We start from the raw sequence: 23,968 nt of genomic DNA on the forward strand, positions 1-23,968 counted from the left end.
CTGCCCAGGTGGGAGGACCGCTGAGTTTCATGGGCGGGCCGTGGGGACCCATTTGCCCTTCCAGTAGCACGAGGAAAGGCCCCTGGGTCCTCTCCTCTCTCCTGGAGACGGCCATGGCCAAGGCGTACAGCTACCTGCGATTCAGCACCCCCGAGCAAATGAAGGGAGATTCCCACCGGCGGCAAAGCACCCTCGCCCAGAAGTACGCGGTAGATCACCACCTGGACCTGGACGACAGGTTGACGTTCAAGGACTTGGGGGTGAGTGCCTTCCGGGGCAAGAACGCGGGGGAAGATGGACAGCTTGGAGCCTTCCTCGCTGCCGTAGAGGCTGGGAAAGTGGAACCGGGTTCGTACCTGCTTGTTGAGAGCCTGGACCGCATCAGCCGCGAAGCAGCCTGGATTGCACTTGGCACCCTGACGAACATCCTTGCTCGGGGGATCTCGCTCGTGACGCTCTATGACGGGAAGGTCTACTCCCAAGCGTCGATGACGATGAACCCCATGGACCTCATGTTGGAAACGACCCTCTGATAACGCGGGTTTTCGATCGCGGGGATCGCGGCGAAGCGCGGGATCGTCCTCCCGGATTAGGATCAGGAACTCGCAAAATCGGTGGGTTAGCGAGCTTCGGGTCGCGGGCTCTCCAACTCCTGGCTGACCGCGCTGGGCAGGATCGTTCTGAACGATCGCGTCGAGAAGCCCCTGTTTTGCGTCCGCTTCTTGGCAAAACAGGGGCTTCTCGACGCCACAGGGGGCCCGGGGGCTGTAGGCCCCTGGAACTCGCAAGTGCGGGCACTGTCTTGGTTTTTCGATCAGATCAGCCCGCGCTCAAGGTGAGTCGCGCTCGCGACCGCCGCGATCGTTACGCCGCGCTTCTTGAGGATCGTCTCCACTCCGCACGGCCGACAGAGCCCAGGGCACTCCCGAATGTTGCAGCACTTCCCCGTCCCACCACACTCGGCGCATACCAGCCGAGCATTCCCCTGACTGCCGGCGTCCTTTGTGGGAGCAGGACTGGACTGGTCCTCCTGTCCTCGCCCGAATGCCCCCCCGTCTAACCCTGTGGAAGGAGAAGAGACTTTCCCCCCTCCACCCTTCAAAACTGCCTTACGCCTTGAAGGCCCTGAAAGGCCCTAGGAGCCACGGAAGGTGGCGCGGCCCCCCACAGAGGGTTGCCCGGCAACGTGGCCCTGCGAGGCCCCTGGAGGCCCTGGAGGGGCTGTTTGAGGCTGGGGGGCCTTAGAACTCCTAACAAAAATCAGCTTTGAGGGGCCTCTCCCCTCGGGGCGGTGGCTCCAGCCCTTATTTTTGTTAGGAGTTCTTAACCAGAAACCAGCGGAGCAGGCTTAAAGCCGCACACCAACAGCACCATGGATCGACGCTTCCACAAGAGTACGCACCTGCGCTTGAAGCATGTCCAAGTCGGACTGACCAGAGCGGTGCAGGATGCCACCAGGCGTCCCCCGAAGTTCAGCATCGCATCTGACAGTCGCGTCCCAAATGATCACTTGGGGGCTGTCGCCTGCTCTGAACTTCGCTTCGTACGTGTACCTCTGCATGCTGTGCGGGTGTTCGTACTCTCCGCTGAACTTCCAAGCCATAGTGCGTGCCTCGTTGAGCGGGGAGGGAGGTATCCCCAGCGGGTGGTCGGCATCGTGGCCCATAAGGGACTGAGGCTCTAAGTGGGGCTAAGCGTCAGGCAGCTTCTTCGGATCGACGGCAGCGAGGATCGCATCAACTGCGCGAGCAGGTAGGACGCCCTTGCTCACTTGGCGCGTGAGGTACTTAGGGAACTTCTCGGGCAGGTAGGTTTCCTGCATCCAGATCCAGAACTCACTAAGGGCCGCGAGAGGATAGATCCACGCCTCAACCCCCCCTTTCGCCTGCGGGAAATAGGCCGGGTAGCGGTGCGGGTACTTCTTACGCTTGCCGAGCCGCGCCTGTGCGCCGCTTTCCTCCCAGTACTGAGACCAAGCCATCCCGATGCTGATGTCTGGCACCGTATGTTCGTCCAGCGGGAGTCCGTTCTGAGCAGCGGTCACTACCACGTCGCCCATTTCCCGGAACACGCTGAAGTAACCAGCGGGGAGGGGGTTCAACATGAGGCGGTCGTAGTACTTCCGCCAGTGCTCAGGAACGGCCTGATTCTGAGTAGGGGTGTACCCGAGTGCGTTGTAGACGAACGCCTTCATACCGGCATGAGCAAACTTCCGGTACACGTCCCGCGCTTTCTTACTCGGCTGAGCAACCTCGAACGCGTAGTAATCTAGGAAGACCATGCAGACGTCATCGGGGTATGGGTGCTCAGTGCCTCCAGTCTGCAGATGCAGGGTCCGGCGTGTGATCCCCGCCTTCATGAGCATCCTGGCCAGCTTCCCGTCCCGCTTGCCCTTGGACCAGTTGGCACCCTGCGCAATGACGGCACTTGGAACAACGCCACAAGCGCGCGCAAGCCCACGTGCTGAGAGATAGGCAGTCCCGTCTTCCAGCACGCCCATCTGCACCTCGTTGATCGTCTTCTCGACTACAACCTTCATCGGCAGTGCGAGTTGCAAGGTGGGTACCTCCCCCTGTTTCGTGGCTACGCGGTACAGGATGCTTCACGTAGGGTGTCCGACTGGACTGACCATACGTGACATAGTATGCCCAGGCACATCCGTTCAGTCAACCCAGCCCCTTCCCTACATGCCCGTAAAGGCCCCTGGCTGGCCTCAGGATCCACGAAGCGGAGAGAGAGATCCCCCGGGTGAGGCGCGGCCCCTCCAGCGCTTGGCGGCCCCTTTCCGTCGATCTGAAGCGCTTCTGTGGTCTACAGAACGGGACTCAGAGGCTCCGTGCTTTTGGTGGCGATTTTCGCGGGGCCACCCTTGGTCTTTCCCGCTCAAAGTTCTCCCCCTGTACCCCTAGGGCCCACCCCCAGTGTGGCCAATGCCCCTGCCCCATCCCGGTTCCCGCTATGGCGGTCTCCGTCTGGAGGGGCGAATGAAGAGGACCTCGCGGGGCACTACCCGAGAGTCCGAGCCACCGGACTTCACTACCCGCAAAGCGGAAGGCACTGAGGGTCTGTTGCGGGACCCTCTTTTTTTGCTATTTGGGTCACCACGGCCCGAACCTGTTCATGGGCAGGCCCCCAAAAACCCAGGCGTTCAACGGAAGAGGGGCGAGAAGCACTTCCTTCACGCCCCAGTGGCCGGATCCCACCCGTAGAAGCGCTTCAGCTCCTCGTACAGGTCCGGCGTGCGCTCCTTCATCTGCCGGGGCTTCTCGAAGAAGGACTCTGTCGCCACCGCGAAGAACTCCGCCTCGTTCAGCGCGCCGTAGTCGTCCATCACCTTGCGCTCCTGCGGCCGGCCCTCCCGGAGCGCCTGGTAGTGCTCGTCCATCACCGCTGCCCACGCGCGATAGTGCGAGTACTCCCGCAGCCTCGGTGTCCCATCGAAGGCACCGTCCGCGCGATCCAGCGCATGGGCGAACTCGTGCGCCGCCGTGTCGTGCCCATCCCTCGGGTTACTCAGCCCCGCCAGCACCGCCTGCCACGAGAGGATCACCTGCCCCCAGTGCTTCGCCTCGCCCAGCACCTCCCCGGTTCGCTCCGGCAACTTGAACGAACCCGGGTAAACGATGATCTCCCTCAGCCGGTCGTAGTACCCGAGCCCCAGGTGCAGCACGAGCTGCACCGCCGTGGCCCCCACCACCACGCGCACCTCGTCCGTAATCTCGAAGCCGTTGGCTCCGATGAACTCCTTCTCCCAGACGAACACCTTCAGGAAGTCCTGGAAGCGCTGGCGCAGCTCCGGCGAGAGCACTCGGAAGACCGGCACGCGCGCCTCCAGGTAGCCCAGCCACTCGGGCGGAAAGGGCCGGCGCAGCAACTGTCGTCGGTGAAACCAGCGGAAGGGACCAGCCATCAACGCGGCAGCTTGCCACGTGAATCAGAAGCTGACGACCGTCTGCTCCTGAGTGCCACTCACGCTCCCGTTGGACACCGTGAGCGCCACTGTCCCCGTCTGCGCCACCTTGAAGAAGAAGGCTCCAGCCGCCTCGGGCGTGGAGAGTTCCACCGCGCTGATCATCGGCCCCGCACACGCCGAGTCCGCATAGAAGGTGAGGCCCGAAGCCGCGCCCCCGCTCGCCGTCAGGCTGAACACCGCCGGAGACGCCGTCGACAGGTTGCCCCCCGCGTCCTGGCTCTGCACCAGCACCTGGCCCGAACACGCTCCTGCCGCCACCGTCCGCGCAGGCGTGAGGAACGTCACCCGGGACGCGGGCCCTGCCACCACATCCACAGCAAACGTGGCCCCTGGCTGCGTGACCGGATCGTACCCCGCGCCCGAGATCTCATTCGAATGGAGGATGTTGCCGCCCCCGAGATCCGAGATGGCCGCCTGGTACGGATAGCCGTTCGTCACCGCCTCGTTCCGCAAGGTGTTGCCCACCACCTGGATCCGCGTCGCCGTCGCCGGGCCGCTGCCATCCGCCTCGGCCTGATCGAGGTAGATGCCAATGTCGTTCCCCGTCACCGTGTTGCCCTGGATGAGCGCGTCCCGCACCAGTGCCATCCCGAAGTACGGCCCACCCGCCACCAGGATGCCCGAGGCCACGTCCGTGCTCCCCGTGTACGCGTGGCCAGACACCTGGTTCCTCGTCACCTCGCCCGTCGCCCCATCGCTGAGCTGCAGTCCGTTCTGCGCGATGTGCGCCACCGGCCCCGCCCCCGTCACCCCGTTCTCCACCACCGTGGCATTCACCCGCCCAGTCACCAGGATGCCTCCCTTTTGATACCCACGGACCTGGTTGTTCCGGAGCTCCACCGTCTTCGTGACCGTGGCGTCCCGGTTGCGGACCTCGATGGCGATGCCCTCCTGGCAGCCTCGCGGCGTGCCCTCGGGGTTGCCCTCGCTCCGCTGGTTCCGGCGGATGTCCACCACCTCGGTCCTCGTCACGGAACCCGTGGCATCCTGCAGCAGGATTCCCCGCAGCCGGTCCTCGCCCCCATCGCATGGCCCGTCCTTCTGGAGCCCCTGCGCCTTCACCTTCAGGTTGCGCACGAAGGTCCGCTCCCCCCGGTTGCGCACGATGGCCCCTTTGAACGCGCCGCCCACCGGATCCCTCGCGACAATCCAGTGCTCGAAACCCTCCAGCGTGTGCCCTTCCGGGATGAACACCGGCGTGTCCGTGGTGCAGTCCCCCTTCAGCGAGAGAACGCCCGAGTCGAGCGTCACGTCACACGGTGGGTGCCCACAGGCCGGCCCGTTCCACGCCACCTCGAAGCGCAGGCGCACGCTCAGCCCACCAGCGTTGGTGACCGTCACTTCAACCGTCGGCCTTAACCCCACGGGCACACAGGAGAGCGCCGTCCACAGCACCTCGCTCGTGTTCCCCGTCTGCACAGGGACTCCCAGGGTGCCGGTGCTCGCCTTCCAGGCGAACATCAACGGCCCACCGTTGGGATCATCGGCCGAGACGCTCAGCCTCACCAGCTCACCCGGGACCGCGCTCAGCGCCGTGGGCGTTACCGCGCGGACCGTGGGCAACAGCGGCGCAGGCTCGCACGCGCCCGTGCCACAGGGCTCCTCCCCGGGCGCTACCTCGGCCGCGCACCCCAGCCACGCCAGCATCCACACCCCAGCCAGCCAAGGCAGGGTCCTCGCGCTCAACCGGATCATGTCTCGAACTCCCTGGCGCATCGCTCGGAAGCGCAACCGGCCCACCCTCATGGCAGGCCGGCTCACATCTCTCTGTCCAGGGTACTCCGCTGACTGTGGATCAGCGAACAGCCGCCAGCTGGTGTGCGCTCGAGGGCCGCATCACCGTCGTGCGCCGCCGCATCGCGTCCCGCTCCGACAGCAGCGCCATCAGCGCCTGCACCCGCGTCTCGTACTGGTTCACCGGGTGGCCGTGCAGCACGCCGCTGGTGCTGAGGAACATCCGCGTCATCTCGTCGCCGCCGTAGCAGTACGCGCGCTGGGTGTAGCGCTCCAGCACCTCGCGCCGCGCCTGGCCGAACAGCCGGCCCGCCGTGAACGTCACCTCGAGCCCTTCCAGGTTCAGCAGCAGGTCCACCTTGCGGCCGAACTGGGAGAGCTTCTCCTCCATGTCCGCCTTCCACTGCTGTACGTCCACCGCGCTCACCAACAGGCAGCGCGAGAAGTGCGCGAGCACCACGTCATTCTGCGGGTCGTACTCGAAGGTCATCCTCCAGGACATTGTCTCTCCTCCTCGGAGTCTTCTGGCCCATGCAGTCCAGCCGTGCGCTGCGGACCGGCCTTCACGGGCAAACCTGATTTTACCGGCAGTTTCGTTACTTCCTGATTTGAATGTTTAACCTGTTTTTGGATCTCAATCAACGGGGCATAGTGTGCGTCCCATGTCCCTTCGCTGGGTCCTGCTGCTGTGGCTCAGCCTGCTGCTGGGCTGCACCGCGCTGACGCTGCCTCCGAACCGGCCCTTGGCCCGGCCCGTGGCGTTCCGTGGTGCCTACGAAGAGTTCCCCAGTGGACTCCGGTTGGTGGTGCACGAGGCACCGCACATGTCCCGGGTGACGATGAACGTCTCCTACCGTGTGGGCGCGACGGATGAGCCCTCGGGAAAAGAGGGACTGGCACACCTCGTGGAGCACCTCACCTTCCAGGCCCGGCCCGGTGGCGAGAAGGCTCCTCGGCTGGCGAGCCTGCTGCTGGCCTCGGGTGCCGAGTTCAACGCCGTCACCTCCTATGACAGCACGGACTACTTCTTCACCGCGCCTCCCGAGCAGCTCCCGCTGCTGACGGCGCTGGAGGCCGAGCGGCTTCGCGACCCTCTGCGGCACGTCACCGAGGAGGATTTCCGCGTCGCGAGGGACGTGGTGGTGGCGGAGCTGCGCCAGCGCTACGAGACGAGCCCCGAGGGCGCGCAGCAGCGGTGGCTGCACGAGGTGCTGTTGCCCAGCCACCCCTATGGGCGCACCTCGGGAGGCACTCCAGAGTCGCTGCAGCGGCTCACGCTGGAGGATGCGCGCGCCTTCGTCCAGGCGCACTACACCTCGGCGCACGTGGTGGTGGTGGTGTCCGGCCCGAAGCCCGCGGACGCGATGCGGAGCACGGTGACGCAGGGCTTCGCGGAGCTCACGCTCTCGGGGAAGAGCGGCCCCTCGAAGCCGGTGCGCCGCGAGCCTCCGCCCTTCCCTGCCGAGTCGCGCGCGCGGGCTCCCAGGGTGGTGCGCAGCGGCCCCGTGGAGCACCCGCGCCTGTGGCTGGTGTGGACCGTGCCGGGCTTGTACTCGGGCATGACGCCCCAAGCCTTCGCCGCAGAGGGCATGCTGAACAACCGGCTGGCCACGCAGCTCGCCCGCGAGGAGCAGGCCCACGGCAGCTCCGTGACGCTGGAGGTGCTCGATGGCGTCACGCTCCTCGTCGCCCGCGTGGACTTGATGAAGGCGGAGGATGCCGAGGACGTAGCGGACCTCGTGCTGGATCAGCTCGTGGACCTCTATGGGAACCCGGGCAGGCTGGGCGGGCTCACCGCCGCCGCGCGCTCCTCGCTGCTCACCGAGGCCTTCCGCTCCCTGGAGCAGTTCCCCGCCCGCGAGGCGGCCCGCTTCCTGCGCGCCACGGGCGAGCCGGACTACGTGCAGGGCTGGCCCCAGCAGATCCGCGAAGGGCTCTCCCGGGACCTCGGGCCCTACCTCTACAAGTACGTGCGGCGAGAGCGCGCCCGCATGCTGCTGATGGTGCCGGAGCAAGCCGGCTCCGGACGCGCCACGGTGGCCGAGCGCTTTGCTCCGCTGGCGGGCCCAGAGGACTTCGGTGACGAGGAGCGGAGCCTCCCGCCGGGAGCCTCGGACGCGCGCCAGGTGGCCCGCCCTCCAGGGCTGGCCCAGGCCGAGCGCTTCATCCTGGGCAACGGCCTCCAGGTGGTGGCGCTGCGCCGCACGGGCATGCCGCTGCTGGAGGCCCGCCTGTGGGTGCGGACGCAGACGCCCACCACCGAGGGCGCCCTGTCGCTGTCACGGCTCGCGGTCCATGGCTCGTACATGTCCGCGGGCCGCAAGTGGTACCACGGGGCGAAGGTGGGCGCGCGCACCGAGCTCCAGCTCCGCGAGGAGGGCCAGCCCGTGCTCTCCGTGTCCGCGCCCTCGGGAAACCTCGTTCACGTGCTGGAGGACATGCAGCAGTGGATGTGGGACGCGGAGGTGGAGCTGCGGCCCTTCGAGGCTGTCCAGGATTGGCAGGTGCGCCAGTTGGAGCGCGAGGCCTCGAGCTCGGACGTGCTCGCCGAGCGTGCGCTGCTGTCCCGCATGTTCCCCGGCCACCCCTACGGCCTCGCACCGGGCGTGGAGGAGGCGAAGCGGTTCACCGCGTCCCAGGCCACGAAGTGGGTGAAGGAGGAGCTGAACCCGGACCGGGCGACGCTCCTGCTGGTGGGGGATCTGCCGCCGGCTCCCAAGCTGCGCACCCTGGTGTCGGAGATGCTCGGGCGGTGGCGAGGAAAGGGCGGACGCGTGGAGCCGCCTCCGGTTCCGCCGCTGCCGCGCCGGAGACAGGTGGTGGTGCTGGACCGGCCCGGTGCCTCTCAAGCGGAGCTGCTGGTGGGCGTCCGCTGGCCGGAGCTGTCGGCCCAAGAGGACGCGGCGGCGAGCGCGCTGGTGTGGCTGCTGGAGCACCGGCTGGACCGTCAGCTCCGGGAGCGACTGGGGCTCACCTATGGCGTCCGCGTGGGACATGAGGCCCGGCCGCGCGCCTCGTTGTTAAGAATCCGCGCGGCGGTCGAGCGTGGCGCGGCAGCGGGCGCGCTGGAGCAGCTCCTCGCCGAGCTGGGCACGCTGGAGGCGGAGCTGCTGCCACGCGAGGTGGTGGAGCTGGCGCGCTGGCAGGTGGCTCGCGGCTATGACTTGCGCTTCCAGACGTCGGCCGCGGCGGCGGAGCGGCTGCTGGAGCTGGAGCGCCTCGGGCGTCCTCCGGACTTCTGGGAGACGTATCCGGAAGCCATCGCGGCGGTGACGCCCGAGGCCGTGCAGGCGCTGGTGAGGAAGCTCGGCCTGGGCTCGGAGGCGGTGATCATCCTCGGGGACGCAGCCACGTTGCGGCCGCAACTGGAGAGCGCGGGCTACCCGGTGGAGGTGCTGTCCCGGTCCACCCAGCCGAAGCAGGAGCGGTGACAGCACTGTCCCATCCGGGCATCCTGCGGCGCTCGAAGCCACGGGCGGAGGACACGTGACGGAGTCAGGTGCGGGTGGAGCATCGGAGCGGCCCGAGGGCCAGCGCACGGTGGAGTGCGCCGATGCGCGGGTGTGGCTGGAGGGCCGGCAGGTGCTGGAGGGCTGCTCGGCCATCACCTCGCTGCCGGACGTGTCCGAGTTCCCCGAGCTCTCGCTGGCCGAGTGGAAGCAGTGGTTCATCCGCGCGGCCGTCCTCGTCATGTCGAAGGTGCCAGCGCAGGGCGTGGCCATCTTCTACCAGACCGATGTGAAGAAGGACGGGGCCTGGGTGGACAAGGGGTACCTCATCAGCAAGGCCGCCGAGGAGGCCGGCTGCGAGCTGCTCTGGCACAAGGTGGTGTGCCGGCGGCCCCCCGGCACGGTGACGTTCGGGCGCCCTGCGTACTCGCACATGCTGTGCTTCTCGCGAGGCATCCGCGTGGACCTGGGCAAGGCCACGCCGGATGTGCTGCCCGACGCGGGCGAGGTGACGTGGACGCGCGGCATGGGCCTGCACGCCTGTCTGGCGGCGTGCCGCTTCATCCTCGAGCACACGGCGACGCGCACGGTGGTTGATCCGTTCTGTGGCCACGGCACGGTGCTCGCGGTGGCCAACGCGCTGGGCCTGGACGCGGTGGGCGTGGAGCTCAGCCGCAAGCGCGCGAAGAAGGCCCGTGTTCTCCGAGTCACACTGGACCGCACAGGCGCCCCCGCCCTTTAGGGAGGGGCTGTGTCGACTCACAACCGGTCGGGCCCGCGCGGCTGCACCGTGGCCAACAGTTCCCCGAGCCGTGGTTTGACGCCCCCCCGGCCTCTCGCGTGACATGGGCGTGTGATTGAAGGCTGGACCCGGGGGGGAGCCAGCATGGGTCTTTCAGACAGTTCTTACTGCATCGCTCCGGGCTCCCCCTTTCGGCCCCGCCTCACCACACGGGGGCACCGCATGAGCCAGGACAGCGCTTCACGCCGCATCATCCATCTCTCGTTCGCCGCGTCGCTCGGGGAGTACCTGGAGCGCGTCCGGGACCTGGGAGCCATGGAGGGCCACACCGGCGCGGTGGAGCTCAACCCGACCCTGCGGCCCGTGGTGGAGGCCATGCACCACGTCCTCGCGGGCGGCGAGGTGGAGGTGCGCGTGGTGCGCGAGGGCCAGCCGGACATCGTCCGGGAGCTGGCGCAGCGCGCAGCGCGGGCCACCGTGGAGACCAATGCCCTCAACAAGCAGTCGGAGACGCTGGTTCTCACCGTCGTATGAGCCTGCTCTCACGCATGCGCGGGGGCGTTCGCGCCGCCTTCCGCCGCTGGGTCCACGCCCAGAACGTCCCCGAGGTCCTCGCGGCCAGCAGCGTGGGCGCGTGGCTGTCCCTCGTCGCGCTGATCCTCGTACTGCTCGCGGCCGCCACGTGGGCCCCCCGCGCCCAGGAGTTCTTCGGCCTGGACCCGGGTACCGCCCTGCTGTGCCTGGGCCCTGCCCTGGTGGACTTCGCCTTCGCCCTGCTGCACCGCCGGCGCCAGCACATCGAGACGTGGGGGTGGGTGCTGTCGCTCACCGGCACCGCGGGGCTCCAGTTCTTCGTGGCCAGCCTCATGGCCATCTCCGCCCCGAGCGGCGCCACCCTCTTCGCCGGCTTCTTCCTCTTCACCGCGGCCTTTCACGGACGAATCTTCCGGGTGACGCCTCGCACGCCGTTCCTCCCCCTGGGCACGGCGCTGGCGTTGGGGCTGGCCGCCCTCCTGACGCGGCCGGAGAACCTGCCCCTGTTCGGCGTGATCGGCCCGGCGGCGCTGATGGCCGAGCTCTACCTGGGCACCTTCGCCCTCCAGCATGACCGGACGGCCGCGGAGGCGGAGCGGCTGCGCGCCGCCGTCCAGGCGCAGATGCTGGCCCAGCAGGAGCGCGACGTGGGCCGCATGTCCCAGGCCCTCACGGAGATCATCCACCACAGCCAGGACATCCGTGACGCGCTGCTGTCGGCGGGCAGCGCCGCGGATCTGCTCAAGGGGCTCGTCGCCCGCGGAGGCACCCTGGGCCGCGGAGAGCCGGAGCGGCTCGTGCAGCAACTCCACTCGGACCTCTCGCACATCCGCGAGCGCGTCATGGACATCCACCAGAAGGGCCGCCGCCACATCGGCGGAGAGCCCGAGGGCGTGGACCTGGTGCCGGTGCTGGACTCGGTGCGCCAGAGCGTGGCGCTGCGCTTCCCCGAAGTGGACATCCAGGTGCAGGCGGACCGCCAGACGGCCCTGCGCGCCTGGGTGCGCGGAGGCACCACGACGCTGCGGCGGGTCGTCGAGAACCTCGTCACCAACGCGTGCGAAGGCGATGGCATGCGCGCCGCCGGGAGCGTGCGCATCTCCGCACGCACCGAGCCCCTGAGCGGAAGGCTGGAGATGGTCATCTCGGACGACGGCCCCGGCTTTCCGCCCGAGCGGCTGGCCGCGCCCATTCAAGGCCTGTCCACCACCAAGCCCCAGGCCACGGGGCTGGGGCTCTACACGAGCGAGTGCCTCATTCGCGCCAGTGGAGGTGTGCTGGAGCGCCAGAACGCGCCTGCGGGAGGCGCGGTGCTGCGAGTCCTACTCCCGAGGGAGGTGCGCGCATGAGCGGAGGAGCCATCTATCAGGAGTCTCTTCGGGTGCTTCGCAAGCTGGCGCTTCCCGAGCAGGCCGAGCGGGACGTGATGGCCGCGCTGGAGGCGGCGCACCCAGGGCCTCTCGCGCTGCTGTACGAGGCCGGCGTGGAGGCCGGGCTCCAGCGCGAGTCGCTGCTGATCCGCGGCGCGGGCATCTTCCTCAGCTTCGCCGCGGGCAACCTCGCGGATGATCTCAGCGATGGGGACTGCACGTACTACACGCGGCCGTTCCAGGTCGGGCCCTACGTGCAGTTCCTCCTGCAGAACATGGCCTGGTCCACGCTGGCACGGGCGGACATCCCCTCGAATGTGCTCACCGAGGCGGCGTTGGTGCTGGCGCAGGCCGCCGGTCCCCAGGCCCTGGAGGTGCGGACGCTGGAGTGGACGGCGCCCGTCTTCCGGCAGGTGGCCGAGGGGCTCGCGGGGCAGCAGTGGGCCTCGTACCTGCGCCTGCTCTGGGCTGGGACGCCGCTGGCGGAGTGCTCGGTGGCGGGCCACCTGCTGGGCATCGCCGCCCACGTCGCCGAAGACATCCGCTCCAAGGACCGGCGCTTCTTCAGCATGCCCGAGGAGGATCAGCGCGAGGTGGTGCGCTGGGCCCGGGCAGGCATGGAGGGCGTGCGGCGCCAGGGCCTGCGCTGCCTGGACGCGGCGCTGCGCCGAATCGATCCCATTCTTCCGGAGGTCACACCATGAGCGCTGAAGCACTGCGGCAGGAGCGAGCGGGCACCGAAGTCACCGCGTACTATGAGGCCAAGACGGAGGGCATCCTCCAGCGCTACGGGCCCGGGCCCCGGGTGCACTACCACATCGGCCTGGTGGACGACACGCCGCCTCCCGGGCTGCCGCCAGCGGCCCTGCGCACGCTCATTCACGAGTCCCAAGAGCTGACCATGCGCGAGCTCGCGCTGGACGCGGGAATGCCGCGCCGGGACAGCCACGTGCTGGATGTCGGCTGCGGGCTCGGAGGCAGCTCGCTGTACTGGGCCTCCGTGCACCGCGCGCGCGTCACCGCCCTCACGAATGTTCCCTCGCACGTTTCCTGGGTGAACCAATTCGCCGCCGTGGAGGGCGTGGCGGACCGGGTGAACACCGTGCTGTGCGACGCGCTGGAGCTGCCCGGGCGCGAGTGCTTTGACCTCGTGGTGGCGGTGGAGAGCTCGTGCTACCTGCCGCGCCGCGCGTGGTTCCGCCGTGTGTACTCGCTGCTGCGGCCGGGCGGCATCCTGGCCATCGCGGACTGCTTCCTCGGCCGGCCCGACCTGGCCGGGCCGTTCGACCAGTACTGGCGCGCGAAGATCGGCACCGTGGAGGAGTACTTCCGCGCAGCGGCCGCAGAGGGCCTGGAGCTGGAGCTCCACCAGGACATCTCCGGGCGGGCGGTGAACTTCTGGACGCTGACGCTGGACCTCCTCGCGCGGGAGCGGGCCATGCTGCCGCGCTCGAGCCTCGAAGGCCTGGGCCGCAGCGAGTCCCAGCGCCAGCACCTGCGGCTGCAGCAGGCCTTCCTCGATGGAGGCCTCCACTACGCGATGATGATCCTCCGGCGCCCGGACTGAAGGCCCATCCTCAGGGGTGCCAGCCCCTGCCTGCCTGGCTGCCCTGGGGCCTTGTAGGAGGACCTGCGCCTTTGTCCCATGCCTCTCCGGGGGAGAGCCCCCAGCCTTCTGGGCAACTCCAACCCAAAAGGGAGACGGACATGACTTTCAAGCGAATGATGGCTCTGGGTGCGGTGGCTGCGGCGCTGGCGTTCACCGGGTGTCAGGACCGGACCCGGACCGAGCAGGAGCTGGGCACCGGTGGCTCGGGCACCCCGGTGCAGCAGCCCGCAGGTGAGCAGCGCCCCATGGACTCCACCATTCCGGGCAGCAGCAACACCATCGGAGGGACTCCCCAGGATCAGACCCAGCCGGGGATCGAGCTGGGCGGCACGGGAGCCACGGGCGGCTCGGGCTCGATGAATGACACCGGCGGCACGACCCACGACACGGTGGTCCCGCCGGCCAATGACCTGGACCATGGCAGCTCGGGCAGCGTGCACCAGCCGGGCACGGGGGATTCGCTGGACACCAGCGGCACCGGTGGCTCGGGCATGGACATGGACACCAACACCCTGCCCCAGGACAGCCTGGACGAGAAGAACCGGGACCCGAGCACCCTGGATCAGCGCAACCAGCTCGATGACCAGGAGAACATCGGCGACACGAACACCGAGGCCCGCTAGCCCGCCACTTCAGGGCTGAACTTCAGTGGCCATGGGGCCCGGGATGGCGCGAGCCCTTCCCGGGCCCTGATTTCGGAACTCGGTGAGCTTCGGGGCGGAGGCAGTGGCCGCGTACGAGCTGAAGATGGAGAACGCCTACGAGTACAAGGGTGACATCCGCTGGGCGCTGACCGCCGAGGGCAAGACGCGCAAGGGCAAGGTGCCGGCGAGGGATCAGATCGCACCGGAGCTGCTGACCTTCAGTGACTGCATCATCGAAGGACGGGACCCCGAGCCGGACGGCTGGGAGGGGTTGGCGGACGTGCGCATCATCCGCGCGCTCTACGAGTCCGCGCGCACGGGCCAGCCGGTGAAGCTGGCGCCCTTCGAGAAGCCCCAGCGGCCGACGAAGGAGCAGGAGGAGCACCGCCCACCGGCGAAGGAGCCCGACTACGTCAACGTGCAGCCTCCGTCGTAGCCGCTACTCCGGGGCCGCGCACAGCGCGTGCTCCGCGCTGTACGCACCGGAGAGCGGCGCACCGTCGTCACGGCCGTGGTACTCGTGCCACCAGCGCGCGGCCTGCCAGATGGCCTCGGGGCAGCTCGCGCTGCTGGCGTTGCCCGGCGACAGCTCGAAGCCGGCCGCGCCCAGCACCAGCTCCACCATGGCCGCCGAGGGCAGGCCGAAGCCATCCAGCAGTGGGTTGGTGGCCCGGCCCGCGCCCCACACGTACGGCAGCCACCGCGTCACCAGATCCACCGCGTCCAGCGTGGAGCGCTGGCGCATGAAGCGCTGCACGGTGTCGCGCACCGGCGCCGCCTCCAGCGGCACGTGCAGCACCGCGATGTTGGGGAACCGTCCCGCATCGTCATAGCGGCGCAGGTCCGCGCGCTGGACGCCATTGGTCGGCGGCGGGTAGCCAAAGCCTCCTGCGGGGTCGAGGGAGATCTCCCAGGCCGCGGCGGAGGTCAGCTCGTCCGCGCTGGACTCCACCAGCACCACGTGGGACCAGGCGCTGGGCGTCAGGTCATGCCGCACCTGGGACTGCGCCACGCGCAGCCGGAAGGAGATGGGATCGCTCCCGCCGAGCAGCACCAGGAGGGGCCCGCCGCCGCCCTTCTTTCCCCTCCCCTTCAGCGCACGGCCGAGCCAGCCGAGGTTCGTCTGATTGCGTGCGCGCGCCTGGCACACGAGGTTCGGGTTGGGCGCGGTGGCGGGAGAGGAGCGGATGTCGAGCATGACAGGGACTCGCTAGCGGTGGCGGAGGACGAAGGGAGAAGCGGTGGTGGGCTGCAGGGTGGGGTGCAGCGGGTAGTAGCGCGGCGTCACCTCGAGGCTGTCGCCCCGGCGCCGGAAGGCCAGCACGCACACGTTGTTGCCGCGGTGGCGGTAGAGCGTGTAGCCGAAGAAGGGCGAGCGCGCCCCCTCCAGCTCCACCACGCCCCCCACCAGCGTGGCGTCCGAGTGCCGGGGCCACGGGTTTCGCTTGTCCGCCTGCGCCACGGCAATGGGGTCCCGGACCGGCGTGACAACGAGCGAGGTGGGCGAGCTGATTACCTCGATCATCTGCATCCCGCTGGCGAGCGCGTCCTTCGGAGACAGGCGCAGGATGCGGCCCCAGTGCATGTCGCCGGTGAGGAGCAGCACGTCACTGCCCTCGCGCATCAGCCGGTCCAGCTGTCCCATCAGGAAGCGGAAGTCGGCGTAGTTGTTCATCGTCGAGTCGCCGAACCGGCGGTTGAGCTCTCCTGCCCTGCTCATGGGCAGCGACTGGCCGGTGGCGAAGACGCCAAACTTGCGCTCGCGGATGCAGCGCGACACCCAGTCCGCCAGCGCGTCGCGGGCCCCGGGCGTCATGGTGAACTGGAAGTCCGGGTCGCGCCATGAGCGCGCATCCAGGAGGAAGAAGGAGAGCGGATCCACGTCGATCTGCACGGGCGTGCCCACCGGCGTGGGGTCCACGTGCTGGAACTGCCCGTACAGCATCCGCGCCACATCCGCCCACGCCGCGCGCCCCGCAGCGTTCCAGGTGTTCTGCGACTGGACCGAGGGCATGGGGAAGTTGTTCCAGTAGTCGTGGTCGTCCGGCACGCACGCATACGGCGCGGCGTGGATCACCTTGGCGTAGGCGCCGTCGTCGAACCAGCTGCGCGCGTAGTCCTGCTCGAAGTTGCGCGCGAGCGCGGGGCGCGCATCCGGCAGATTCTGCAGCGGAGGCAGATCCAGGTACACCTGATCCCCGAGCAGCAGGAGCATGTCTGGCGTGACGCCCCGGAGAATGGCGTCCAAGGACTTGCCCGCCATACCTCCCCGGTCCTCGTCCGGGTAGAAGCACGAGGAGAGCAGCAGCTGAAAGCCTGTCTCCAGCCCCGTGGGCACGGCGCTCGGCACCACTCGCAGGGACGACGTGACAGGAGGTGCACCGTCCACGCTCACGCCCACCCGGAACGCGCGAGCCACCTCCCCGGGCACGGAGAACTCATAGAGGCCCGCGAAGATGCGCGGGCTGTCGCCCCCGAGAAATGGGCCCGAGCGCACGCTCTGAATGGGGCGCAGGGCACGAGGCTCCGCGGGCTGCCCGTCCAGGCTCCAGCTCAGCGCGGGGGCCGTGGTCCGCTCCCGAGCCCCGAGCCAGACTCGCAAGCGGCCAGCGCCGGCGGCACACGCATGCAGGACGACGTTGGCGCTCATGTCCCCTCGGGGTGATGCGGGACGGACGACCCAGCCTCACCCTCCGAATTAGCACGCCGTTCCGACGCGGCGATACGCCCCTTCAGGACACGGTCGGCGAGACAACGGTGGAAGTGGGCTATGCTTCGTGCATGGCCGAGAAAAAGAGCGCAGCCCTCGTCAACCACATCGCCTTCGTCGTGGACCGCAGCGGCTCCATGCGCAGCATCAAGGCCCAGGTGGTGAAGGTCTTCAACAACCAGCTCAACACCGTCCAGCGCAACGCCGTGTCCGCCGGGCAGAAGACCTTCCTGAGCACCTTCATGTTCCACTCCACCGTGGACAAGCCGCGCCACTTCGCCACCGCGGTGGAGGACGTGCCCAAGCTCGCGCTCAATGACTTCAAGCTCGGCGGCTCCACGGCGCTCCTGGACGCGGTGGGCACCGCCATCACCCGGCTTCAGAAGGCCAAGAGCGCCACCAGCAAGAACACCAGCTTCCTCGTCATCGTCATCACCGACGGCCACGAGAACGCCTCGCGCTACTACACGAAGAAGCTCAAGGGCCTCATCCAGACGGTGCAGAAGTCGGGCCGCTGGAGCCTCGCGTTTCTGGTGCCGCCCAGCAGCAGGGGCTCGCTCACGCGCTTCGGCATCCCCAAGGGCAACGTCACCGTCTGGGACGCCAACGCCAAGGGCACCAAGGTCATGGACGAGAAGCTCTCCGCGGGCCTCTCCACCTTCTACAAGGCGCGCGCCAGCGGCAAGAAGTCCGTCACGGCGTTCTTCACCACGGACATGTCCAAGGTGGACGTGAAGACGCTCTCCGCGCTCAAGGACGTGTCCAAGGGCTTCACCCGGTGGACGGTGGACAAGGAGCGCTCCATCCGCGACTTCGTGAACACCAAGCTCCAGGCCAGCCCCGCGCTGCGCAAGAAGCTGGGCGACGCCTACGAGACGGGTCGCGGCTTCTACGAGCTGACCAAGCCGGAGACGGTGCAGCCCAAGAAGAACATCGCCATCCTGGACAAGAAGACGAAGGCCATCTTCGGCGGGGACGAGGCGCGCAAGGTGCTGGGCCTGCCCGCAGGCTCCAACGTGAAGGTGAAGCCCGGCAACCACCTCAACTACTCCATCTTCGTAGAGAGCACCTCCAACAACCGCAAGCTGGTGCGCGGCACCACCCTGCTCTACCTACAGTAGTCCGTTGTGCTAAACCCGGGCTGCTATGGCCCCTAGTGAAGAGCTGAGCACCACAGACCTGCAGCGTCTGGCGCGCGCCGAGGCGCCGGAGCTGCCCGAGGCCGTCACCGCTTTCCTGGTCCAGCCGGAGAAGCCCCCCGAGAAGCCGCTGCCCGAGGGGGCCCTCAACTTCCAGGGTCTCAAGAGCCTGCTGTGGCAGGCGCAGAACCGCCGCGATGCCCAGGGCCGCCGAGCCGCCTCGCAGGAGGCCTGGCAGCGCTTCCTCGCGCAGAAGGACGTGCCGCTGCCGCCGCGCTTCGCCCTGGCGGATCTGCTCGTCGCCCTCTACGAGCGCAACACCGACGCCAGCCGCTCTGCCCTCTTCCAGCTCGTGCGCTCCGCGGACCTTCAGTTCGGCCTCTGGGGCGGCCTCAAGCGCATCTACAAGCTCGCCGAGCAGCGCCATGACGCGGAGATGTTCGGCGTGCTCGCCTGGCGCTTCGATATTGAGCGCCACAGCCCTCGCACCCGCGAAGTGTCGCTCGGCACCATCACCTACCTGCGCCGCCGCGCGTGGCGCTACCTGCGGCACCTGGGCGCCGCCGTCCCGGAGCTCTACCCCCAGTTCGCCGTCGAGGTGCTGCGCCACTACGCCCCCGACACCCGCTGGCGCGAGACGTGGGTGGCCATGCACATCTGGGCCCACGAGAGCCACAAGTACAACGCCCAGGCCTTCTCCATCGACGCGCCCTCGGACCTGGTGAAGCACCGCGCGTTCCCGGAGGCGTGGAAGCGCTCGCCGGACGCGCTCATGCGCCTGCTGGACACCTGCCAGTCCGACGCCGCCGCCCGCTTCGCCATCCAGAGCCTGCGCAAGGACTTCCCCGAGGTGCTGCGCAGCCAGGTGACGCCCGCGTGGTTGGAGAGACTCGCGCGGCGGCCGCTCGCCAGCGCCCATGAGTTCCTCGTGGAGACGCTGCAGGGCTCCCCCGAGTTCCACCAGGGCAAGCTGCGCGGGCTCGGGCTGCACGAGGCCGTGCTCGCCCTGCTCATGTCCCCCAGCCCCAAGGCCCGCACCTACGCCATCGAGTACGCCCGCGCCCACGCGCAGGACCTGCCCGCCGAGCGGCTCGCCGAGCTCGTCGCCACCGGCACCGCGGACACCGTGGCCTTCGCCGCCGCCGTGCTGGAGAAGCGCAACCCGCGCGAGCTGGGCGTGGACTTCCTCGGGCGCCTGCTGGCCACCAAGGCCACGAACGCCTTTGCCTCCAAGGCGCTGGAGCAGTCCTTCGACCGCGCCGACCTGCCCCACCGCTTCCTCGTGGACATGTTCTACGGAAGCAACGAGCAGCTCGCGTGGGTGAAGGGCTACATCGACTCGAAGTACGCCGCCGCCGAGCTGCCCGCATCCTTTTATAAGGAGCTGCTCGCGGACCCGCGCCACAGCAAGTTCCCCCACTACAACACCAGCCCCGTGGAGCAGTACGCCCTCAAGGCGCTGGGCGCGTACTCACCCGCCGCCATCGGCGCGGACTGGCTGCTGGACACCGCCATCCACCCCCAACTGGGCACCACGGTGCAGAAGTGGCTCATGCGCGCCGACGCGCTGCCCGGCCTGGACGTGGAGCGGGTGAAGGGGCTTGTCTTCAACGCCAAGTACCGCGAGGTGGCCCTGGCGCTGCTGGGCAACCGCAAGCTCTTCACCGCGCGCCAGCTCACCGTGCCCTGGCTGCTGGCCCTGGCCCGGCGCGCCGACCCGGCGCTGCACGAGTTCGCCCACCGCTACCTGCTGGAGAACCTCTCGCCCGCGGACTTCAGCGAGTCCGGGGACGCCACCGCGGGCCTGGAGCGCCTCTTCGAGCTGGCCCTGGGCGCCAAGCAGCCCGTGCCCGTGCGCCAGTTCGCGCAGACGTACCTGCGCTGCCACCACCCCGTCATCGGTCCGGAGCAGCCGGAGTCCAAGTCCTACCAGCTCAAGCCCAAGGCCCCACGCAAGGCGTACACCGCCGAGCGCCTGTGGCCCGCCCTCTTCGACGCGCGCGATGACGTGCGCCGCTTCGCCCTGGCCATCACCCGCGCGGAGCTGCGCACCTGGGGCTACCACCTCCGCGTCTACGAGCTGGCCGAGGCGGACGCCAAGGAGGTCCGCAACTTCGCCTATGACGCGCTGCTCAACGCCGGCGAGGCGGGCGCGGACGAGCGCAGCACGCTCAAGCCCGAGGAGCTGGATGCGGTGAAGGTCTTCACGCTCACCGAGAGCACCAAGCGCAGCACCCGCGAGGTGGCGGTGGAGCTGATCCGCCGACACTACGCGCGGCTGGGCGGCGCCGAGCGGCTGGCCTGGCTCATGGAGAGCGCGGACCGCGAGGTGGGCCTGTTCGCCGTGCGCCTGCTCTGGGAGAAGCACCGCCCCTCCCACCTGCCCGAGGGCTGGAAGCCCTCCGGCGCCACCGAGGCCCCCGCCCTGGGTGGCACCGAGCGCTTCGCCAACGTGGACGCCTTGCGCACCTTCGTCCGCCGCATGCTCTTCGGCCTGCCGCCGGGCCGCTCCAAGGAAGGCCGCGAGGGCATGGTGCAGCGGCGCCTGTCCGCCAGCACCGCCAAGCGCCGGATCGTTGAGCTCATACGAGATCTCGGCCTGGAGGATCAGGCCTTCGCGCGCGTGGTGGCACCGGTGCTCCAGGAGTTCACCGGCTCGCTGGCCAAGGGCGAGTGGCAGAGCTGCCTGGCCTCGCTCGTGCAACTGCGCGCGGCGCACCCCGGCCTCTCCTTATAAAGGAGAACCCGAAGCCGGATCAGATCCGTGTCGCAGCTATCTGCGCGCGGCGGACCCCGCGTACAATGGGGATCCGTCACGTCATGTGCCGCGCCATTGGAAGCCACCGCAGGGAGCCCCCCTCTCCCCTTGCCCCCGTCCGTGCCTGGAGCCGCCTGCTCGCGGCCGGCCTGCTCGGGGCGCTGATCGCGGCGGCTCCCAGCGCCTGGGCCCTGGAGCCCAGCAAGGCCCTCAACCAGTTCCCCCAGAAAGTCTGGCAGGCCGAGAACGGGCTCCCGCAGAACACCACCCTGGCGCTCGCGCAGACGCCCGAGGGCTACCTCTGGGTGGGCACCTACGAGGGGCTCGCGCGCTTCGATGGCGTGCGCTTCTCCGTCTTCGACCCCATGAACACCCCGGCGCTGCTGGACCGCGCCATCACCGCGCTCGCCGTGGACCAGAGCGGGACGCTGTGGATCAACACCAACCAGGGGCTGGCCGGCATGCGCGCGGGGACCTTCTTCCCCATGCCCTTGCCCACCAGCATCACCCCGCGCGAGGTGTACCGGCTGCTCGCGGCCCAGGACGGCAGCCTGTGGATCGCCACCCTCGGCAGCGGACTCGCGCGGCTGTCCACGGGCACCCGCGTCCAGGTCTGGAAGACCGAGCAGGGGCTCGCCCACAACCGGGTGCTGGCGCTCGCCGAGGACGCGCGCGGTGGCCTCTGGGTGGCCTCGCCCCTGGGCCTGCAGCGCTTTGACGGGCGGGCGTTCCAGCCGGGGCCTCCTCTCGAGGACGGCGCCACGCCGCTGCTGTCGGCGCTGACGGTGGACGCGCAGGGCGTCCTCTGGGCGGGAGACGAGGGCGGCACCGTGTACCAGCTCCGGGACGGGATGATGCGGCCCGTGCTCGATGCGAGCCTGCAGGGCAGCCCCATCTCCGTGCTGCTCACGGACCGGCGGGGCGCACTCTGGATCGCCAGCAAGGGCCGGGGCCTGGTGCGCCTGGTGAATGGCGAGCGCTCCTTCATGAGCCCCACCAACGGCCTGGAGCGCGGATCCATCTTCTCCATGCTGGAGGACATCGAGGGCAACCTCTGGCTGGGCATGGGCGCCAACGGGCTGCACCGCCTCAAGGAGGCGTCCTTCACCACGTACGGAACCCCCGAGGGGCTGGGGCACGACATGGTGAGCGCCGTGCGCGAGGCCCGGGACGGTAGCCTCTGGTTCAGCACCCTGGGCGGCGGCATCACCCAGATGAAGGACGGGGTGACGAGGACCTGGACGACGCACGAGGGGCTCGCCGACAACTTCGTCTTCGGCAGCGCCGAGGGCCGCGACGGCGCCCTCTGGTTCGTCACGCGCGGAGGCATCGTCCGCTTCCAGGACGGCGCCTTCTCTCCCCCGCTCGAGCAGGAGCCGTCCGCGCGGCTCTCCATGGGCTACGCCATCCTCGAGGACGAGCACGGAACCCTCTGGACCGGCACCCGCGAGGGGCTCGCCCGGTGGGATGGAAAGCACCTGGCGCTCGTCGCGCAGGGGGACAAGGTGCTCAACGGCTTCATCCGCGTGCTGAAGCCGCGGGCCGCGGGCGGGTTCTGGATCGGCACTCATGGCGGCGGGCTGGCGTCGTACGTCGAGGGCCGTGTCACCCCCCTGTCCACCTACGGCCATCCTCTCACCGGCGATGTCCGCGGCATCCTCGAGGACGGCGGGACGCTGTGGGTCGGCACCACCAACGGCCTCTACCGCTGGAAGAATGGACGCTTCACCCGCCTGGACCGCGACCAGGGCCTCTTCGATGACGTCGTCTTCGCGATCCTCCCCGATGGGAAGGGCTCCCTGTGGATGACGTGCAACAAGGGCATCTTCCGCGTCTCCCAGCAGGAGCTGGAGGCCGTCGCGGACGGGAAGCTCGCGCGCGTCACCTCCCAGGCCTATGGCAAGGAGGACGGGATGCGCTCCCAGGAGTGCAACGCCCTGGGAGGCCCCTCCGGCATCCGCGCTCGGGATGGGCGGCTGTGGTTCCCCACCATCCGGGGTGCTGTGGCGTACGATCCGAACAGGGTGGATGTCTCCGAGCTGGAGGCTCCCACGCTCATCGAGGAGCTCTGGGTGGACAAGCGCCTCGTGCCTCCGTCTCAGTGGAGCCACCTCCCCCCCGGCGAGGGCCGGGTGGACATCGTCTACACCCGCGTGGACCTGGACGCCCCGGAGCGGATGCGCTTCCGCTACCGGCTCGAGGGCGTGGACAAGGACTGGGTCGAGGCCGGCTCGGGGCGAACCGCCTACTACACGCGCTTGCCTCCGGGAGACCACCGGTTCATCGTCGAGGCGAGCTCCACCGAGAACAACGTCACCACCGCCAGTGCCGAGCTGCTGTTCCACATGGAGCCCCGCTTCTTCGAGACGAAGCTCTTCCTCGTGGGGTGCATCCTGGGCGGAGGGCTGCTCGTGGCGGGCGGCGTGTGGCTGCGCCTGCGCCGCTCGCAGGAGCGCGAGCGCAAGCTGCAGGTCCGCGTGGACGAACGCACCGCCGAGCTGGCCATGCGCCTGGAGCAGCTGGAGACGGCCCGCGAGCGGCTCGCCCACGCGGAGAAGCTGGCCGCCATGGGCACGCTCGCCGCAGGCGTGGGCCATGAAATCAACAACCCGCTGGCGTACATCCTCTCCAACCTGCGCTTCCTCACCGCCGAGCTGCGCGACTTCACCAAGCGCGAGGAGGAGCTGGAGCGCTGGAAGGAAGTCGAGGACGCGCTCGCCGACGCGCTCCAGGGCGCCGAGCGGGTGCGGAAGATCGTCCACGCGCTCCGGACGCTGGCCCGCGTGCAGGTGGACCCGCCCAAGAAGCTGGACCTGCACGCAACGATTGATCACGCGCTCGAGGTGCTGGACCCCGCGCTGCGCCAGCGCGCCCGCATCGTGAAGGAGTACGGCCCGCCGCAGGCCGTGCTGGGCGACGAGACGCGCCTGAGCCAGGTCTTCTTCCACCTCATCGCCAACGCCATCCAAGCCATCCCGGCGAAGCACCCCGAGCGCAACGACATCCACCTCGTCACCCGCAGGGCCGAGGACGGGCGCGCCATCATCGAGGTGCGGGACAGAGGCCAAGGCATCGCCCCCGAGCACCTCTCGCGCATCTTCGATCCCTTCTTCACCACCAAGGAGGTGGGAGAAGGCACGGGGCTCGGCCTCTCCATCTGCCACTCGACCGTCGAGGCCATGAACGGAGAGCTGCAGGTGGAGAGCGAGCTGGACCAGGGCTCCACGTTCCGGATCCTCCTGCCGCCCCTCCAGGAGGCCCCGCCCGCAGTCACGGCCACGACGCTCTGACAGGCCCACTGGAAAT

18 protein-coding genes are annotated in these 23,968 nt (G+C 68.9%); 12 read left to right on the forward strand and 6 right to left on the reverse strand.

What is annotated here, in order from left to right; genetic code table 11:
- The first annotated feature begins 113 nt into the window (after nt 1–113).
- Nucleotides 114–533, forward strand: coding sequence for a recombinase family protein (locus DB31_RS17980; protein ID WP_052420053.1), 420 nt, complete (start codon nt 114–116; stop codon nt 531–533).
- A gap of 1,157 nt (nt 534–1,690) precedes the next feature.
- Here the strand turns inward: DB31_RS17980 and DB31_RS17990 are convergent.
- From DB31_RS17990 to DB31_RS18005, 4 genes are all read right to left on the reverse strand, one after another.
- The gene (locus tag DB31_RS17990; RefSeq protein WP_157232034.1) at nt 1,691–2,557 is read right to left on the reverse strand and encodes a BstA C-terminal domain-containing protein; all 867 of its coding nucleotides are present in this window, start codon (nt 2,555–2,557) and stop codon (nt 1,691–1,693) included.
- A gap of 621 nt (nt 2,558–3,178) precedes the next feature.
- Nucleotides 3,179–3,910: a M90 family metallopeptidase gene (locus DB31_RS17995; protein WP_044189162.1), complete on the reverse strand. Its 732-nt coding sequence runs from the start codon at nt 3,908–3,910 to the stop codon at nt 3,179–3,181.
- A gap of 24 nt (nt 3,911–3,934) precedes the next feature.
- On the reverse strand, nt 3,935–5,668 hold the full coding sequence (locus tag DB31_RS18000) for a NosD domain-containing protein (RefSeq protein WP_157232035.1): 1,734 nt from the start codon (nt 5,666–5,668) through the stop codon (nt 3,935–3,937).
- Between the two features lie 100 nt (nt 5,669–5,768).
- On the reverse strand, nt 5,769–6,209 hold the full coding sequence (locus DB31_RS18005) for a hypothetical protein (RefSeq protein WP_044189164.1): 441 nt from the start codon (nt 6,207–6,209) through the stop codon (nt 5,769–5,771).
- A 160-nt stretch (nt 6,210–6,369) separates the two neighbouring features.
- Between DB31_RS18005 and DB31_RS18010 the strand changes: the two genes are divergently transcribed.
- The 8 genes from DB31_RS18010 to DB31_RS18045 all read left to right on the forward strand — a co-directional run bounded on the left by DB31_RS18010 (nt 6,370) and on the right by DB31_RS18045 (nt 14,491).
- Nucleotides 6,370–9,138, forward strand: a complete 2,769-nt coding sequence (locus tag DB31_RS18010) for a M16 family metallopeptidase (RefSeq protein ID WP_044189166.1) — start codon at nt 6,370–6,372, stop codon at nt 9,136–9,138.
- 55 nt (nt 9,139–9,193) lie between these two features.
- On the forward strand, nt 9,194–9,898 hold the full coding sequence (locus tag DB31_RS18015; RefSeq protein ID WP_044189168.1) for a class I SAM-dependent methyltransferase: 705 nt from the start codon (nt 9,194–9,196) through the stop codon (nt 9,896–9,898).
- A gap of 222 nt (nt 9,899–10,120) precedes the next feature.
- The gene (locus tag DB31_RS18020) at nt 10,121–10,432 is read left to right on the forward strand and encodes a hypothetical protein (RefSeq protein ID WP_044189171.1); all 312 of its coding nucleotides are present in this window, start codon (nt 10,121–10,123) and stop codon (nt 10,430–10,432) included.
- Nucleotides 10,429–11,781 carry a sensor histidine kinase gene (locus DB31_RS18025; protein WP_044189174.1) on the forward strand — a complete coding sequence of 451 codons (1,353 nt, stop codon included), beginning with the start codon at nt 10,429–10,431 and terminating at the stop codon, nt 11,779–11,781. The genes DB31_RS18020 and DB31_RS18025 overlap by 4 nt, the downstream gene beginning before the upstream one ends.
- Nucleotides 11,778–12,506 carry a hypothetical protein gene (locus DB31_RS18030; protein ID WP_044189178.1) on the forward strand — a complete coding sequence of 243 codons (729 nt, stop codon included), beginning with the start codon at nt 11,778–11,780 and terminating at the stop codon, nt 12,504–12,506. Before DB31_RS18025 ends, DB31_RS18030 begins: the two co-directional genes overlap by 4 nt.
- Nucleotides 12,503–13,369: an SAM-dependent methyltransferase gene (locus tag DB31_RS18035; RefSeq protein ID WP_044189179.1), complete on the forward strand. Its 867-nt coding sequence runs from the start codon at nt 12,503–12,505 to the stop codon at nt 13,367–13,369. Before DB31_RS18030 ends, DB31_RS18035 begins: the two co-directional genes overlap by 4 nt.
- Before the next feature lie 140 nt (nt 13,370–13,509).
- A complete protein-coding gene (locus DB31_RS18040) occupies nt 13,510–14,034 on the forward strand; it encodes a hypothetical protein (RefSeq protein WP_052420056.1) in 525 nt (174 codons plus the stop codon).
- Between the two features lie 82 nt (nt 14,035–14,116).
- The gene (locus DB31_RS18045; RefSeq protein ID WP_157232036.1) at nt 14,117–14,491 is read left to right on the forward strand and encodes a Gfo/Idh/MocA family oxidoreductase; all 375 of its coding nucleotides are present in this window, start codon (nt 14,117–14,119) and stop codon (nt 14,489–14,491) included.
- Nucleotides 14,492–14,494: 3 nt separating this feature from the next.
- Here DB31_RS18045 and DB31_RS18050 read toward each other — a convergent pair whose 3' ends face one another.
- A complete protein-coding gene (locus DB31_RS18050; RefSeq protein WP_044189182.1) occupies nt 14,495–15,253 on the reverse strand; it encodes a hypothetical protein in 759 nt (252 codons plus the stop codon).
- A gap of 12 nt (nt 15,254–15,265) precedes the next feature.
- A complete protein-coding gene (locus DB31_RS18055; protein ID WP_240486747.1) occupies nt 15,266–16,705 on the reverse strand; it encodes a metallophosphoesterase family protein in 1,440 nt (479 codons plus the stop codon).
- A gap of 131 nt (nt 16,706–16,836) precedes the next feature.
- Here DB31_RS18055 and DB31_RS18060 point away from each other — a divergent pair, with 131 nt between their 5' ends.
- The 3 genes from DB31_RS18060 to DB31_RS18070 all read left to right on the forward strand — a co-directional run bounded on the left by DB31_RS18060 (nt 16,837) and on the right by DB31_RS18070 (nt 23,952).
- Nucleotides 16,837–17,886, forward strand: a complete 1,050-nt coding sequence (locus DB31_RS18060) for a vWA domain-containing protein (protein ID WP_044189186.1) — start codon at nt 16,837–16,839, stop codon at nt 17,884–17,886.
- Between the two features lie 25 nt (nt 17,887–17,911).
- Nucleotides 17,912–20,641 (forward strand): hypothetical protein, encoded by a 2,730-nt coding sequence (locus tag DB31_RS18065; protein ID WP_044189189.1) that lies wholly within the window; start codon nt 17,912–17,914, stop codon nt 20,639–20,641.
- Between the two features lie 83 nt (nt 20,642–20,724).
- Nucleotides 20,725–23,952: a sensor histidine kinase gene (locus tag DB31_RS18070; RefSeq protein WP_052420058.1), complete on the forward strand. Its 3,228-nt coding sequence runs from the start codon at nt 20,725–20,727 to the stop codon at nt 23,950–23,952.
- The last annotated feature ends 16 nt before the right edge of the window (nt 23,953–23,968 follow it).

This window comes from Hyalangium minutum (assembly GCF_000737315.1).
GTDB classification, from domain to species: Bacteria; Myxococcota; Myxococcia; order Myxococcales; family Myxococcaceae; genus Hyalangium; species Hyalangium minutum.

Bases quoted from the DNA above. Each gene is read 5' to 3' on its own strand.
- DB31_RS17995 (WP_044189162.1), bottom strand. From the start codon at position 3,910: ATGGCTGGTCCCTTCCGCTGGTTTCACCGACGACAGTTGCTGCGCCGG.
- DB31_RS17980 (WP_052420053.1), top strand. From the start codon at position 114: ATGGCCAAGGCGTACAGCTACCTGCGATTCAGCACCCCCGAGCAAATG.
- DB31_RS18035 (WP_044189179.1), top strand. From the start codon at position 12,503: ATGAGCGCTGAAGCACTGCGGCAGGAGCGAGCGGGCACCGAAGTCACC.
- DB31_RS18070 (WP_052420058.1), top strand. From the start codon at position 20,725: ATGTGCCGCGCCATTGGAAGCCACCGCAGGGAGCCCCCCTCTCCCCTT.
- DB31_RS18005 (WP_044189164.1), bottom strand. From the start codon at position 6,209: ATGTCCTGGAGGATGACCTTCGAGTACGACCCGCAGAATGACGTGGTG.
- DB31_RS18050 (WP_044189182.1), bottom strand. From the start codon at position 15,253: ATGCTCGACATCCGCTCCTCTCCCGCCACCGCGCCCAACCCGAACCTC.
- DB31_RS18060 (WP_044189186.1), top strand. From the start codon at position 16,837: ATGGCCGAGAAAAAGAGCGCAGCCCTCGTCAACCACATCGCCTTCGTC.
- DB31_RS18020 (WP_044189171.1), top strand. From the start codon at position 10,121: ATGAGCCAGGACAGCGCTTCACGCCGCATCATCCATCTCTCGTTCGCC.
- DB31_RS18065 (WP_044189189.1), top strand. From the start codon at position 17,912: ATGGCCCCTAGTGAAGAGCTGAGCACCACAGACCTGCAGCGTCTGGCG.
- DB31_RS18010 (WP_044189166.1), top strand. From the start codon at position 6,370: ATGTCCCTTCGCTGGGTCCTGCTGCTGTGGCTCAGCCTGCTGCTGGGC.
- DB31_RS18000 (WP_157232035.1), bottom strand. From the start codon at position 5,668: ATGATCCGGTTGAGCGCGAGGACCCTGCCTTGGCTGGCTGGGGTGTGG.
- DB31_RS18030 (WP_044189178.1), top strand. From the start codon at position 11,778: ATGAGCGGAGGAGCCATCTATCAGGAGTCTCTTCGGGTGCTTCGCAAG.
- DB31_RS18025 (WP_044189174.1), top strand. From the start codon at position 10,429: ATGAGCCTGCTCTCACGCATGCGCGGGGGCGTTCGCGCCGCCTTCCGC.
- DB31_RS18040 (WP_052420056.1), top strand. From the start codon at position 13,510: ATGACTTTCAAGCGAATGATGGCTCTGGGTGCGGTGGCTGCGGCGCTG.
- DB31_RS18055 (WP_240486747.1), bottom strand. From the start codon at position 16,705: ATGAGCGCCAACGTCGTCCTGCATGCGTGTGCCGCCGGCGCTGGCCGC.